Origin of the sequence: Pseudomonas sp. NPDC088890 (assembly GCF_044900155.1) — a bacterium.
GTDB lineage: Bacteria > Pseudomonadota > Gammaproteobacteria > Pseudomonadales > Pseudomonadaceae > Aquipseudomonas > Aquipseudomonas urmiensis.
Window position 1 is genome coordinate 97,285 of sequence record NZ_JBJDNG010000007.1, and the last position, 12,664, is coordinate 109,948.

Consider the following 12,664-nt stretch of genomic DNA (forward strand, 5'->3'; position numbering starts at 1 on the left):
CAGCGGCCCCAAGGCCGCATTTCAGTTTCGCTCCTCCAGCCCCCGCTGACGGCGACCCAGCCAACCACCGGTAACCGCCCAACCCAGGGCAATCGCCGCACCGATCAGCATGGCCAGCTGTGGGTGGTCGCCCATCACATCCAGCGCACGCTTGACCCAGCCACTCAAGGCATCGCCACCGCGATAGACCACGGTGTCGATGAAGTTCTTGGCTTTGTACTTGTCTTCAGCAGGTAACACGGTAAACAGCATTTCCCGCCCAGGGCGAACCAAGGCGTATTCACCGGCGCGGCGTACCACCATCACCACCACGAACACAGCAAACACCGGCGCCACGGCCAGCCAGAGGAAACCGGCCGCCATCACCAGCGGTACTGCCACCAAGAGCACGCCGACCCCAAGGCGCCGGGCCAGCCGGCCGGTGATAAATACCTGGGTCAGTATGGCCAGCGCCTGCACCACGCTGTCGATCAGGCCAAACACCTGGGTTTGCCGGGTCCGGTCAGAGAACGTTTCACTGACGATGCGTGCCTGTTCGAAGTACAAAAACGTACTGACACTGGCCAACAGCACCACGAACAGTGCGATGCCCAGTAAATAGGGCGAGCGCAGCACCGCAGTAGCGCCGGCGAACGGATTGCCACCCAAGGGCTTGGAGGCCGGATGCTCACTCATCGCCGGCAACGGATGGCGGTCACGCCAGTGCTGCAGGTAGAGCGTGGCGCCGATGCTACCAAGCAGCAACAGACATGCCAGGACCAGCAGCCCAGCATGCCCCAGCGGCGCCACCAGCAAGGTGCCGAGCACCGGACCGGTCAAGCCGCCAAAGCTGGCGCCGGCCGCCAGCAGGCCGAACAGTCGCTTGCCTTGTTCGCTGGAAAACAGGTCAGCCAACACGCTCCAGGCCAGGGATATGGCCAGCAGGTTGAACACCGACAGCCAGATGTAAAAAGCCCGCGCCTGCCAGATATCGTCAGGGTCGCGGGCAAACAGCACGGCAAATAGCAGCAGGTTGCTGGCGAAGAAGGCATACGTCCAAGGCAGGATCCGCCGCCGTTTGACCCGCGAAGCCAGCCAGCCGAACAGCGGCAGGCAGATCAGTGTCACCACGAAGGTGCCAGTGAACAGCCATTGCAGGTTGTCCACCCCGCCGGCCACGCCCATGGTCTCGCGTACCGGCCGCAGCATGAAGTAACCGGTGAACAGCAGGTAGAACAAGGCCAGGCCGGCGATCACCGCCGGGCCCTCGTCGGGCTTAAGGTTAAGCCCTTGATCCAGGCGCCGCCGCCAGTTGCTCATCGGCTCAGGCGAACTGCTCGATCAGCGCTTGCTGCTGCGTCTGGCTGAGTAACGCGCCACTGCCGGCTTTGAGTTGATCGAGCTGACGGTCCGGGCGACTGGTCGCGGGGATCACCGCCGTCACGGCCGGATGGCTGATGGCGAACTTCAGGAACAACTGCGCCCAGCTGCTAACCCCGGCCTCTGCCGCCCAGCCCGGCAACGGTTGATCCTTGACCTTGGCGAACAGCCGGCCGTCATCGAAGGCACGGTTGATCAGCACCGCCACGCCCTTGTCCTGGCACAGCGGTAGCAGGCTTTTCGCCGCCTCAGGCGAGTTGACCGAATAGTTGATCTGGATGAAATCGAGCTTCTCGCTGCGCACAATCCGCTCGACATCATCCTGGCCGCTGGCCAGGTAGTGGGTAATGCCGATATAGCGGGTCTTGCCCTGGGCCTTGAGCTCGCGGGCGTATGGCAGTTGCCGTTGCCAGTCTCGCAGGTTGTGGATCTGCAGCAAATCGACCTTGTCGGTGCGCAGGCTCCTGAGCGTGCCGGCCCACTGCTCCTGGGCGGCAGCGGCGCTGTCGGCGGCGATCTTGGTGGCGATGAAGCACTGGCGGTGCCAGCCGCCCTCCTCCAGCAACTGGCCGAGAATGGCATCGGCGCCGCCGTAGTTGGGCGAGGTATCGATGACCTTGCCGCCACCGTCGAAAAACGCCTTGAGCACCTGCTTGAGCTGCTGGTACTGCGCAGAGCCAGCCTCGACCTCAAAGCTGCCAGAGGTGCCAGCGCCGATGACCGGCAAGGCTTCACCGGTTGCCGGGACCTTGCGGGTGAGCATGCCGTTGGCGGCTTCAGCGCGTAGCCAAGGGCTGGCAACCAATAGGCCTAAAGCCGCACCAGTGCGTAGGACATCACGACGACCGTACATAGAAAAGCTCCCGTCATGAATCGGAAACTTTCAAGGCTAGCCGCTCCACCCTGCACCGGTGGGTGATTCTGTATCTGGATGTTAGCTTCAGGCTTGCAGCAGCAAGCTCAAGTCCAGGCCGCCGGCATTGAGCGGTGGGCACCAGTAGTAACCGCCGGTCAGTGGCCGGCTGAAGCGGTACAGGCCGTCGATCACGCCGTCTTCCAAGCCGCTCATGCGGCGCAGCTGCACCTCGAAAGCGTCGAAGCTATGCCCCAGGGCAACGAACGCCAGGCCCGCGCCACGCTCATCGGTCCAGGCGACCGAGCGCCTGACCATGAAGGCTTCAGGGTCGAAGCTCTCCTGAGCGGTACGTTTGACGTGTGCCGACTCTGGCGCATCGTCCAGCTCTTCGTTGTCGCTGAGACGGCGGCCAATGATGTTGTCTTGCTCAGCCTGCGGCAGCGACTTGAAGTAGTTCAGGTCATGCTTCCACAGCTGGAAGGCAGCAAAGCTCGAACCGCTCAGGCCTGGCTGCTCGCCGGCAACGATTGCCGCGTCTACTGCCGCTTGCTCGACCGGGTTCTCAGTACCGTCCTCATAGCCGGTCAGGTCGTGACCGCCGCGGTGCAGGAAGCCATCGACACTGTCTACCAGGCGCAAGGCCGGTGCCAGCAGTTGTTCCAAGGCCTGCGCGCGCAGGAACAGCTCACCGCGCTCAGCACCGCGCAGCCACAGCCACAGGGCGTGCTGGGTGCTAGGGTTCTCGACCGCCGCGTCCAGTTGCGGGAAGCTGCGTAGCCCCGGGACTTCGCGGCCCAGGGCCTTGGCCAGCGGCGCGCCGATGCCGACGATCAGTTGCTGGCCATCGACTTGCGTCAGCAAAGCGTCAAGCACCGCAGGCAGCGCCTGGCTTGCGTGCAAGGTGAAGAACAGGTGACGGGCGTGCGCCGGCACCGGGGTGGCAAGCAGACCTTGCTGGAACGGCATGACAGGCTAATCCTCGGCAAAAGCGCGAATCCTACTGCGCCCGCCGCCAGTAAGCAACGCGGCGCAGAGCCGCTGTAGCGGTGCTTTGGCCACAGGCGCAGTAACAAAACTTTACCAAGACCTGGCCCAGTGCGATTAGCTATCGTTCGGGCGCCACCTACACTGCTGGCACTACTTTGCTCGAGACAGTGCCCATGACCGCCTCACCCTTGCTTACCGCCGTCTTGCCTATCGCCTTGGGCATCATCATGCTCGGGCTTGGCTTGTCGCTGACCTTGGCTGACTTCGCCCGGGTGGTGAAGTACCCCAAGCCGGTAGTGATTGGCCTGGCTTGCCAGATCCTGCTGCTGCCGTTGGTATGTTTCCTGATCGCCAATGGCTTTGGCCTGGAGTCGGCACTGGCGGTCGGCCTGATGCTGTTGGCAGCCTCGCCCGGCGGCACTACGGCTAACCTGTTCAGCCACCTGGCCCACGGCGATGTGGCGCTGAACATCACCTTGACCGCGGTCAACTCGCTGATCGCGATCCTGACCATGCCGCTGCTGGTCAATCTGTCGCTGATCTGGTTCATGGAGTCAGACCAGGCCATTCCGCTGCAATTTGCCAAGGTCATGCAAGTGTTCGCCATCGTCTTGCTGCCGGTGGCGCTGGGCATGATGATCCGCCGCTGGGCGCCGGGCTTTGCCGCGCGCATGGAGAAACCGATGAAGCTGGTGGCGGCGCTGTTTCTGGCGTTCACCATCGTCCTGGCGCTGGCCAAGGATTGGCAGACCGTGGTCGAGTACGCGCCGATCGTCGGCGGCGCTGCGCTATTGTTCAACCTGCTCAGCCTGGGCGTGGGCTACTGGGTGCCGCGCTTGTTGAACATCCCCAAGCGCCAGGCGATTGCCATTGGCATGGAGATTGGTATTCACAACGGCACCTTGGCCATTGCCCTGGCCTTGAGCCCGTCGCTGCTCAATAACGCCACCATGGCAGTGCCAGCGGCGATCTATAGCTTGCTGATGTTCTTCACCGCGGCGGGGTTTGGCTGGTGGGTGAGTCGGGGCCACACGCTAGAGCCGGGCGCGGCGGGTTCTGGGCGTACCGCTGAAGATTGACCTTTGCAGGGGCGGGCTTGATCCGGGATGAGGCCCGCTGCCTCAGCGCTCGATGTGCGTACGCCGTGCACGCAATTGGCGCTTGAGCACGGCCAAGGGCGGTGCATAGAAAAACCCGAACGACACGCAGCCCTGGCGCCCCTTAACCGCATGGTGTAGCCGGTGCGCCCGGTGCAGTCGCTTCAGGTATCGATTGGCTGGGCGCAGCTTGCGCGGCCAATGCCGGTGAAACCAGCCGTCATGGGCCAGCACATACAGCAGGCCATAACCCGCTACCCCGCCGCCGACCCACTGCAATGGCGCATGCCCGGCCTTGCCCAGCGCCACCAGGCCGGTCGCAATCAAGGCCAGCGCCACCAGGTAGACGTCGTTGGTTTCCAGCATGCCCAGCTGCGGCTGATGGTGCGAGCGGTGCAACCACCAGCCCCAGCCATGCATGATGTACTTGTGCGCCAAGGTGCCGACGCCTTCCATGGCCAGCAGGGTGGCGAAGAGGATGGCGAGATTGAACAGCATGGGAAAATCCGCAGTAGATGACCAAAGGCGCAAGATTACCACCGCAGCCGGTAGGGATCAGCCCAGCCTGATCAAGCAAACGCCTCGATGACGCAATTGTCATCTTTCTGTCGTTGACCTTGCCCCGTGCCAGGGGTAAGGTCCGCCGCGCAATTACGCATCCCCGCACAGGAGTCCTGCATTGGACAGTAGCCCCAGTCGATTGCGACAGGTCCACACGGCGAGCTAGTCCGGCAGTATTTCTGCCACTGTCTCGCCAAACTTGGTAGACGGTGGTTCAGCACGGCCCAAACGGGTCAATGCTCCCTCCCCCCTCTTCTCTACACCGCCGCCCGATGGGCGATGGTTGCTGTGGTCCTGCGCATTCTCATTTTTCAACGTGCCATCTGCCGATGGTGCTCGTACGGGCGATTGCCCGTGCAACGAGGTTTGCTATGGATTGGAAAGTCTTTCTACTGCGCGTCAGCGTAGCCCTGCTGCTCGGTGCCTTGATCGGCGCTGAGCGACAACTGCGTCAACGCCTGACCGGCCTGCGCACCAATGCGCTGGTCAGCACCGGCGCTTGCCTGTTCGTGCTGATGACCCAGGCAGTGCCGGGCATGGCCCCGACCGATGCCTCGCGGATCGCCGCTTATGTGGTGTCGGGTATCGGTTTTCTCGGCGGCGGCGTAATCATGCGCGACGGCTTGAACGTACGCGGGCTCAATACTGCCGCGACCCTCTGGTGCACCGCCGCTGTCGGCGTGCTGTGCAGCGTTGGGCTGCTATTGGAGGCAGCGGTGGGCAGCCTGGTGGTGCTCTGCGCCAACATTTTGCTGCGCGATATCGCCCAACGCCTGGATCACCAGGAAGTGTTGCCGGCCAGCGAGGTCGAGCAGCGCTTCGAGGTGCGTATCGTTTGCCGCGCCGAGGACGAGATCCAGGTGCGCAGCCTGATGCTGCACAGCCTCAGCGACCCTGGCCTGCGCTTGCAGTCGCTGCACAGCGAGGATCTGCCTGACGCCAGCCGCCTGGAAGTGCGCGCCGAACTGCTGGGCAATCCGCAAGCCACGGCTCAACTGGAGCGGCTGGTCGGCCGAGTCAGTCTGGAAAAAGGCGTCAGCGCGGTGCGCTGGCAGGTGCGTGAGCTGGGGACAGACTGAACGCCAGCGCGGGGCGGCTCAGGCGCCGTCCCGCTGGTGCTTTTCCTTCATTTCCTGGCGCTCCTTGGCTTCAATGCACAAGGTGGCGGTCGGCCGCAACAGCAAGCGGCGCAGGCCGATCGGCTCGCCGGTTTCCTCGCACCAGCCATACTCACCACGGGCTAGGCGCTCAAGGGCCTGGTCGATCTTGTCCAGCAGCTTCTTCTCGCGCTCCAGCGAGCGCAATTGCCAGTGCCGCTCCTCCTCGGCACTGCCAATGTCGGCGGGGTCGCTGAGCACTTCCTGTTCGCGCAAGGCGCGAAACTCTTGCTCGATGCGCTGCTGCAGTTCGCTACGCTGGCTTATCAGCAATGTGCGAAAAAACTGGCGCTGCGGCTCGTTCATGTAGGCCGCTGGGCTTTGCTTGAGTAACTCTTGTTCGGTCATGGCGGTGCTTCCTTCATCGTTCAAACATCAACGGTAGCCCCTGGCAGCTGTCTATCACCTGGCCCTGGTGCCAAGCCAACTGCCCCGACACCACGGTGCTGCGCACGGCATGGCGAAAGCTGCGCTGGGCAAAGGGGGTCCAGCCGCAGTGGGCAAGTATCGGTTGCGCGCTGGCTGGCAGGGGCTGGGCCAGACGCTCGACCAGCGCAAAATCCGCCCAGTAGCCCTCACGCAGGTAGCCGCGCTCACGAATGGCGAACAAGTCCGCTACTGCATGGCTGGTCTTGCTGACCATCTGGCTCAGGCTCAATACCCCTTCGCTGACCAGCTCCAAGGCGGCCGGCAAGGCGTGCTGGACCAATGGCAGCCCGGACGGTGCCTGGAGGTAATCGCGCTGTTTTTCTTCCAGGCTGTGCGGTGCATGGTCGGTGCCGATCACATCGATGAGATCGCTGGCCAGCGCCTGACGCAAGGCGTCGCGCTCGGCGCGCGACTTGATCGCTGGATTGCACTTGATCAGGTGGCCAAGCACTGAGTAGTCGCTGTCGTCGAACAGCAAATGGTGCAGGCAGACCTCGGCGGTGATGCGCTTGCCGGTCACCGGGCCTGGCTCGAACAACGCCAGTTCGCGGGCTGTGGTCAGGTGCAAGACATGCAGCCGAGTGCCGAAACGCCGGGCCAGTTCGACGGCCAGCTTCGAGGAGCGATGGCACGCCTGGGCGTCGCGAATCTGTGGGTGCGCGGCGGGCGGGATGAACGTGCCATGGCGCTGCTGCCAGCGCGCCTGGTTGGCAAGGATGCTGGGGGTGTGCTCGCAGTGGGCGAGCAGGATAGTGGGGGCACAGCTGAACAGCTTTTCCAGTACCTGAGGGTCATCCACCAGCATGTCGCCGGTCGATGCACCCATGAACACCTTGATCCCGGCGACCGCGCGAGGGTCGAGCGCGGCGATGGTTTCAAGGTTGTCGCGGCTGACACCAAAGTGAAAACCATAGTTGGCACGCGAAGTCGCCGCCGCGCGGCGCTGCTTGTCGGCCAGCGCTGCCAGGGTCAGGGTGGGCGGATGGGTGTTGGGCATGTCCATGAAACTGGTAATGCCGCCGGCCACTGCGGCGCGCGACTCGCTGGCAATGGAGCCTTTGTGTGCAGCGCCTGGCTCACGAAAGTGCACCTGGTCATCGATCATGCCCGGCACCAGCCAGCGGCCATCGGCGTCGAGTTCGATGCGCGCCTGGGCGTTGTCGATGCTCGCGGCGATTTTTTCGATGCGCCCGTGGGCGACCAGCAGATCGGCGTCGAACTCACGCCCTTCATTGACCACCCGGGCATTGCGTATGAGCAAGTCGGCCATGCTCAAAACTCGTTCTGCAAGGCCTTGTAGCCCTGGACCAGATCGATATTGGTGCGCGCGACGTCTTCGGAGAACTCCGAGGCCGAAACGCTGACCGGCGGGTAACCCTGCAAATCGGTGTGGGGGCCAATGTGCTCGGTGGGCGGCACGTAGAAGCGTTCGGGCAAATCCCTGCCATCGACCACCGAGTTGTGCCGCACCACGCTGCCATTGCCCACGCGGCAGTTGAACAACACGCTGTTGAAGCCGATGAATACCCGATCACCCACCGTGCAGGGGCCATGGACGATCGAGCGGTGGGCAATCGAGGTGTATTCACCAATGCTTACCGCGGCGCCTGACTTGGAGTGGATCACCACGCCATCCTGGATATTGGAATTGGCGCCGATGACGATCGGCTGCATATCACCGCTGGCGTCGACTTCATCGGCGCGGATCACGGCGTAGGGGCCAACGAACACGTTGTCCTTGATCACCACCTTGCCGCAGATGATCGCGGTTTGGTCGATGTAGGCCGACTCAGCGATTTCTGGGAGGTGGCCGGAGGGGTTTCTGCGAATCACAGTGGTTGATCCTGAGAAAGTGGGCAGCCTCAAATGTTACGTTATAACAGTTAACTTGCAAGCCCTCCCTTGCTCCCTACTCCGCCAGCTCTCAGACTTGCCGCTTTGCATGCCGATGACCGCCCTATGCGTATTCGCCCTACCCTAGCCGGGGATATCCCGCTGCTGCCGAGCATCGAGCGTTCGGCAGCCCAGGCATTTCTCAGCGTGCCTAGCTTGGCCTGGCTGGCGGCAGGTGAGGTGCTGGGCGAATTCGAGCATCAGCTGTTCGTTCAGGCCCAGGCAAGCTGGGTGGCAGTCGATGAGCACGAACGGGTAATGGGGTTTCTCTGCGCCCGTCTGGAGGGTGATGCGCTGCATATTCATGAAGTGTCCGTTGCTCAGCAAGCGCAGGGCCAAGGGCTTGGCCGTGGGTTGATTGCCCAAGCGATTGGTGCGGCTCGAGGGATGGGTTGTGCAGAGGTGACCTTGACCACTTTTGCGCAGGTGCCTTGGAATGCGCCGTTTTACCAGCGGCTTGGTTTTGCCGTGATTAGCCAGGAGCAGTTGGGCGAGCGGTTGCTAGGGATCTTGGAGGAAGAACGGCGCCTTGGGCTGGTTGGGCGCTGCGCCATGCGCATGATTCTGGCCGGATAATGTCAGTGCCGGCCTCATCGCGGGGCAAGCCCGCTCCCACGCAGCCCTCTATGAAGCAGGTTAACGTGGGAGCGGGCTTGCCCCGCGATGAGGCCGGCACTGCAGCCCACAAGCCACTGGCTATGCACTCGCGGCAGCCGCCCCGGCCAGGCAATAGCGATCCCTACCCTGGCGCTTGGCCTCATACAATGCGCTATCAGCCACCGCCATCAAACTCTCAGCGGTAATCGTCTCAAGGGCCGGATAAGTCACCGCAATCCCGGCACTGGCCGACACCTGTCCCAACGGGCTGCCGGCGTGCTCAATACCCAAGCGGCGCAGCATGTGCAGCGTCTCTTGCACGATCAACACCGCACCTTGCGCGTCGGTATCGGGCAACAACAGGGTGAACTCTTCACCGCCATAGCGCACCGCCAAGTCCGCAGGGCGCTTCAACATGTGCCGTAATAATTCGCCAACCCGGCGCAGGCATTGGTCGCCTGCCGGATGGCCGTAGCGGTCGTTATAAGCCTTGAAGTAATCCAGATCCATCATGACCAAGGCCAGCGGGTAGCCTTGCCGACGTGCCCGGCCGACTTCAGCTTCGAACACCGCATCGAGTCGCCGGCGGTTGCCCAAACCGGTCAGGCTGTCGGTCAGGGCCAGGTCCTTGAGGGTCTGGTGCGCCTGGTGCAGAGCGCGTTCGATGGCAATCCGTTCGCGCAGCTGGCGCAGCACCACCCAGCCGAATACCGCCAAGCCCAGGAGCAAGACCAGCAGTACGCCAATCGACTTGATCATGTCATGCCGCCACGGCGCGATGATCGACTCGCGCGACAGCCCCGCTTCCACCACCAGCGGATACCGGCTCAGCGCCCGGTAGGCATACAGCCGCGGCGTGCCGTCGACCACTGCCACCGCTTGCGCGATGCCTTCGTTGGCATACGGCAGGTGGTTGCGAAACACCTCGCTGTTGGCCAGGCTGCGGCCGACCACCTGCTCGACAAAGGGCCGGCGTACCAGAATGGTCCCATCGCGCTTGGCCAAGACCAGGGCGCCGCGCTCGTCGATCTTGAAATCGCCGTAATAGCGCACGAACCAGTCGACTTTGATGGTGCCCAGCAGCACCCCGGCAAAACTGCCGTCGGGATAGTTCAAGCGCCTGGAAATCGGAATGATCAAATCGCCGGTCGAGCGGCTTTTGACGACCGAGCCGATGCGGACGTGGCGATCGGTGTGGCTGCGGTGATAGCTGAAATAGTCGCGATCGGCGTTGTTGGCATTGGCCGGGATGGCGTCCTGGTCAGTGACGATCCAGCTGCCGTCGGGGCCATACACGAACAACCCGTGCAACTGCGGCATGATGGTGGCCTGCTGACGCAGCAAGGCGTGCAGGCGCGGTCGGTCGAGGTGCTCGAAGCCGTCTCCTTCCAAGCGCTCGGCCAATGCTGCGGTAATCGCATCGACCTGGCGGATAGCATCTTCGGCGTGTTGCGCAGAGGCACGGGCCAGGTTGGTGACCGAGTCTTCGGCATTGACGAACGCATGCCGATAATCACGCCAGATGCGCCAGGTTTCGGTCGACACGAATGCCAGCATCACCACCGCCATGAACACCAATACCAGACGAAACAAGGCCACTGCGCGGCCCTCGCCGGTTACCGCGAACAGTCCGTCATCGTCGTGTTTCCTGGCAGCACGCATTGAAGTCCCTTGTTGTCGCAATTGCCGTCCTTGACTATAGATCAGCGCCGTTTGCGCGAGCCCAGCTCGATCCAGGTCGGCGCGTGGTCGCTGGCTTTGGGCTCGTTACGCACCCAGGCATCGACCCCTGCCGCCTTCAGATAGGGCGCTAGCGCGCGATTGAGCAGCAAGTGGTCGATTCGCAGCCCGGCATTGCGCGCCCAGTGATTGCGCAAGTAATCCCAAAAGGTATACACCCGCTCATCCGGGTGCAGGTGGCGCACGGCATCGATCCAGCCTTGCCCAAGCAGGCGCTGGTAGCAGGCGCGCGATTCGGGTTGGAGCAAGGCGTCCTTGAGCCAGGAGCGCGGGTTGTAGATGTCTTGATCGGTCGGCACAACGTTGAAGTCACCGGCCAGCACCGTAGGGTGTTCGCTGGCGCATAACCCCTGGGCATGCGTGATCAGGTTCTCGAACCAGGCGAGCTTGTAATCGAACTTCGGCCCCGGTTGCGGATTGCCGTTGGGCAAGTACAGACAGGCGACCAGTACGCCATGGACCGCGGCCTCCAGGTAGCGGCTCTGGCTGTCGTCTTGCATGCCTGGCAAACCACGGCGCACCTCCAAAGGCTCACTGTCGCGGGCCAATATCGCCACCCCGTTCCACGCTGGCTGGCCCTGGTACACACAGCCATAGCCGGCCGCCTCCAAGGCCTGACGGGGAAAGTCTTTGTCTGCGGCCTTAAGCTCTTGCAGGCAGGCGATATCCGGTTGTTCCCGTTCAAGCCAGGCCAGTAACCCAGGCAAGCGACTGCGGATGCCATTGATGTTGAAGGTGGCAATTTTCAGCGCTTTCATGCGTCTGGATCGTTGACGTGGGCCTGCACCGCCTCCTCAAGGGCGCGGACATGGGCCTGGTTGGCCAGCGCCTTGAGGGCCAGCCAATCATCCCAATCGAGTGCGCCGTCGTCGCGCAGCGCCTCGGCAGTACGAATCAGCTCGTGGTGATAAGCATCCGGCGATTCGCGCCTATAGCTCTCGTCGTCGTACTGGGCGTACCAGGCCTCAAGCTCGGGAATGCTGCGTTCGATGCTCATGCCCTGCTCCTTCATGCAACCTTTGAATCTCTGAGCCCTGCCCGCTGGCATCGTTCCACAGGCTTTCACCGGTGGCGCTGTGCGCAGAAAAATTAAACCTTTGCCCTGCGCCATGGCTCAACCATAAGCGACATTGAGGTCGCGCCAACTGAGAAGGAGTGCATCATGAACAATCTGTTCCTCAAGCGGGTCGGCTTGTCCGTCGCATTGGGCATGGCTTCGTTGCATGCCATGGCCGCAAACTCCGATGATTTCGTCGATGCTGCCACCGAAGCCGGCATTGCCGAAGTGGTGACCGGCAACCTGGCCATGCAGAAGAGCCAGAATGCCGACATCAAGGCCTTCGCTCAACAAATGGTCACCGACCATACCAAGGCCAATCAGCAACTCGGCGATGTCGCCCGCAAGCACGATATCAGCGTGCCAGATGAGGCCGCGCTTACCGACAAGGTGAAGAAGGTGATCCTGGAGTGGCGTGACGAGTCGTTCGACAAGTCGTACATCAACAATCAGGTCGATGCCCACGAAAAAGCGGTGGAGTTGTTCAAGAAAGAGGCCAGCTCTTCTGACAAGCCTGATCTGAAAGCCTTCGCCAGCGACACGCTGCCGACCCTGCAAAAGCATCTGGAGCATGCCAAGCAGCTGCAAGCCAAACACGGCAAATGAATTGATTCTGCGAGGTTAGCCATCCATGAGTAACGATCCACTACGCTCAGAAGTTCTCACCCGCCTGCTGCATGCCCACCCACAGGGGCTGGGCAAGGAAGTGCTGGACAATTATCGCGGCGAGAAAGCCGTGGCCGGCATGCTCAAGACCCTGCAGGACGAAGGGCTGATTCACGATGGCAGCGTTGGCGTCGACGCCGAGCACCAGATCAGCGTGCAGTATCCGATCAAACTCTCCAGCGCGGGGGTTGAGGCAGCCAAGCAAGTCGAAGGCTGACCATTCTGACTGGTTTAAGCCAATTCCGGCCTTTTTGCGGGCTCACCT

Annotated in this window: 15 protein-coding genes; 5 read left to right on the plus strand and 10 right to left on the minus strand. The window is 62.5% G+C overall.

Features of this window, described 5'->3' with window-relative positions:
• Positions 1 to 21: 21 nt before the first annotated feature.
• The 3 genes from ACI2JX_RS16360 to ACI2JX_RS16370 form a co-directional block, all read right to left on the minus strand.
• A complete protein-coding gene (locus ACI2JX_RS16360; RefSeq protein WP_404690499.1) occupies positions 22 to 1,299 on the minus strand; it encodes an NTP/NDP exchange transporter in 1,278 nt (425 codons plus the stop codon).
• A gap of 4 nt (positions 1,300 to 1,303) precedes the next feature.
• Positions 1,304 to 2,212: an aldo/keto reductase gene (locus ACI2JX_RS16365; RefSeq protein WP_404690500.1), complete on the minus strand. Its 909-nt coding sequence runs from the start codon at positions 2,210 to 2,212 to the stop codon at positions 1,304 to 1,306.
• 87 nt (positions 2,213 to 2,299) lie between these two features.
• Positions 2,300 to 3,181 (minus strand): Dyp-type peroxidase, encoded by an 882-nt coding sequence (locus tag ACI2JX_RS16370; RefSeq protein WP_404690501.1) that lies wholly within the window; start codon positions 3,179 to 3,181, stop codon positions 2,300 to 2,302.
• A 194-nt stretch (positions 3,182 to 3,375) separates the two neighbouring features.
• On the opposite strand from ACI2JX_RS16370, the gene ACI2JX_RS16375 reads away from it, so the two are divergent.
• The gene (locus tag ACI2JX_RS16375) at positions 3,376 to 4,281 is read left to right on the plus strand and encodes a bile acid:sodium symporter family protein (protein ID WP_186554423.1); all 906 of its coding nucleotides are present in this window, start codon (positions 3,376 to 3,378) and stop codon (positions 4,279 to 4,281) included.
• A 42-nt stretch (positions 4,282 to 4,323) separates the two neighbouring features.
• Here ACI2JX_RS16375 and ACI2JX_RS16380 read toward each other — a convergent pair whose 3' ends face one another.
• Complete coding sequence (locus ACI2JX_RS16380; protein ID WP_404690502.1) at positions 4,324 to 4,797, minus strand: sterol desaturase family protein; 474 nt, start codon at positions 4,795 to 4,797, stop codon at positions 4,324 to 4,326.
• Between the two features lie 434 nt (positions 4,798 to 5,231).
• Here ACI2JX_RS16380 and ACI2JX_RS16385 point away from each other — a divergent pair, with 434 nt between their 5' ends.
• Positions 5,232 to 5,939 carry an MgtC/SapB family protein gene (locus tag ACI2JX_RS16385; protein ID WP_404690503.1) on the plus strand — a complete coding sequence of 236 codons (708 nt, stop codon included), beginning with the start codon at positions 5,232 to 5,234 and terminating at the stop codon, positions 5,937 to 5,939.
• Between the two features lie 18 nt (positions 5,940 to 5,957).
• On the opposite strand, the gene dksA is transcribed toward ACI2JX_RS16385, so the two are convergent.
• The 3 genes from dksA to ACI2JX_RS16400 are packed head-to-tail and all read right to left on the minus strand — an operon-like array spanning position 5,958 to position 8,279.
• Complete coding sequence (dksA, locus tag ACI2JX_RS16390; RefSeq protein ID WP_404690504.1) at positions 5,958 to 6,365, minus strand: RNA polymerase-binding protein DksA; 408 nt, start codon at positions 6,363 to 6,365, stop codon at positions 5,958 to 5,960.
• Between the two features lie 13 nt (positions 6,366 to 6,378).
• Positions 6,379 to 7,716 carry a dihydroorotase gene (locus tag ACI2JX_RS16395; protein WP_368972108.1) on the minus strand — a complete coding sequence of 446 codons (1,338 nt, stop codon included), beginning with the start codon at positions 7,714 to 7,716 and terminating at the stop codon, positions 6,379 to 6,381.
• A gap of 2 nt (positions 7,717 to 7,718) precedes the next feature.
• Entirely contained in the window at positions 7,719 to 8,279 is a 561-nt protein-coding gene (locus ACI2JX_RS16400) for a carbonate dehydratase (protein WP_264232763.1), read from the minus strand.
• A gap of 126 nt (positions 8,280 to 8,405) precedes the next feature.
• Here ACI2JX_RS16400 and ACI2JX_RS16405 point away from each other — a divergent pair, with 126 nt between their 5' ends.
• Complete coding sequence (locus ACI2JX_RS16405) at positions 8,406 to 8,915, plus strand: GNAT family N-acetyltransferase (RefSeq protein WP_368972109.1); 510 nt, start codon at positions 8,406 to 8,408, stop codon at positions 8,913 to 8,915.
• Positions 8,916 to 9,035: 120 nt separating this feature from the next.
• Here the strand turns inward: ACI2JX_RS16405 and ACI2JX_RS16410 are convergent, their stop codons facing one another.
• Genes ACI2JX_RS16410 through ACI2JX_RS16420 form a run of 3 tightly spaced genes read right to left on the minus strand, consistent with a single transcriptional unit; the run spans position 9,036 to position 11,673 of the window.
• The gene (locus tag ACI2JX_RS16410) at positions 9,036 to 10,598 is read right to left on the minus strand and encodes a diguanylate cyclase (RefSeq protein WP_404690505.1); all 1,563 of its coding nucleotides are present in this window, start codon (positions 10,596 to 10,598) and stop codon (positions 9,036 to 9,038) included.
• Between the two features lie 41 nt (positions 10,599 to 10,639).
• The gene (gene xth / locus ACI2JX_RS16415; protein ID WP_404690506.1) at positions 10,640 to 11,434 is read right to left on the minus strand and encodes an exodeoxyribonuclease III; all 795 of its coding nucleotides are present in this window, start codon (positions 11,432 to 11,434) and stop codon (positions 10,640 to 10,642) included.
• The gene (locus ACI2JX_RS16420; RefSeq protein WP_404690507.1) at positions 11,431 to 11,673 is read right to left on the minus strand and encodes a hypothetical protein; all 243 of its coding nucleotides are present in this window, start codon (positions 11,671 to 11,673) and stop codon (positions 11,431 to 11,433) included. Before ACI2JX_RS16420 ends, xth begins: the two co-directional genes overlap by 4 nt.
• A 165-nt stretch (positions 11,674 to 11,838) precedes the next feature.
• Here ACI2JX_RS16420 and ACI2JX_RS16425 point away from each other — a divergent pair, with 165 nt between their 5' ends.
• Both ACI2JX_RS16425 and ACI2JX_RS16430 read left to right on the plus strand, forming a co-directional pair.
• A complete protein-coding gene (locus ACI2JX_RS16425) occupies positions 11,839 to 12,339 on the plus strand; it encodes a DUF4142 domain-containing protein (RefSeq protein WP_264232753.1) in 501 nt (166 codons plus the stop codon).
• Between the two features lie 25 nt (positions 12,340 to 12,364).
• Complete coding sequence (locus tag ACI2JX_RS16430) at positions 12,365 to 12,616, plus strand: hypothetical protein (RefSeq protein WP_368972111.1); 252 nt, start codon at positions 12,365 to 12,367, stop codon at positions 12,614 to 12,616.
• Positions 12,617 to 12,664 lie beyond the last annotated feature (48 nt).

Coding starts and splice junctions, on each gene's coding strand:
- ACI2JX_RS16410 (WP_404690505.1), bottom strand. CDS start 10,598: ATGCGTGCTGCCAGGAAACACGACGATGACGGACTGTTCGCGGTAACC.
- ACI2JX_RS16425 (WP_264232753.1), top strand. CDS start 11,839: ATGAACAATCTGTTCCTCAAGCGGGTCGGCTTGTCCGTCGCATTGGGC.
- ACI2JX_RS16365 (WP_404690500.1), bottom strand. CDS start 2,212: ATGTACGGTCGTCGTGATGTCCTACGCACTGGTGCGGCTTTAGGCCTA.
- ACI2JX_RS16430 (WP_368972111.1), top strand. CDS start 12,365: ATGAGTAACGATCCACTACGCTCAGAAGTTCTCACCCGCCTGCTGCAT.
- ACI2JX_RS16360 (WP_404690499.1), bottom strand. CDS start 1,299: ATGAGCAACTGGCGGCGGCGCCTGGATCAAGGGCTTAACCTTAAGCCC.
- ACI2JX_RS16375 (WP_186554423.1), top strand. CDS start 3,376: ATGACCGCCTCACCCTTGCTTACCGCCGTCTTGCCTATCGCCTTGGGC.
- ACI2JX_RS16420 (WP_404690507.1), bottom strand. CDS start 11,673: ATGAGCATCGAACGCAGCATTCCCGAGCTTGAGGCCTGGTACGCCCAG.
- dksA (WP_404690504.1), bottom strand. CDS start 6,365: ATGACCGAACAAGAGTTACTCAAGCAAAGCCCAGCGGCCTACATGAAC.
- ACI2JX_RS16370 (WP_404690501.1), bottom strand. CDS start 3,181: ATGCCGTTCCAGCAAGGTCTGCTTGCCACCCCGGTGCCGGCGCACGCC.
- ACI2JX_RS16395 (WP_368972108.1), bottom strand. CDS start 7,716: ATGGCCGACTTGCTCATACGCAATGCCCGGGTGGTCAATGAAGGGCGT.
- ACI2JX_RS16405 (WP_368972109.1), top strand. CDS start 8,406: ATGCGTATTCGCCCTACCCTAGCCGGGGATATCCCGCTGCTGCCGAGC.
- ACI2JX_RS16380 (WP_404690502.1), bottom strand. CDS start 4,797: ATGCTGTTCAATCTCGCCATCCTCTTCGCCACCCTGCTGGCCATGGAA.
- xth (WP_404690506.1), bottom strand. CDS start 11,434: ATGAAAGCGCTGAAAATTGCCACCTTCAACATCAATGGCATCCGCAGT.
- ACI2JX_RS16385 (WP_404690503.1), top strand. CDS start 5,232: ATGGATTGGAAAGTCTTTCTACTGCGCGTCAGCGTAGCCCTGCTGCTC.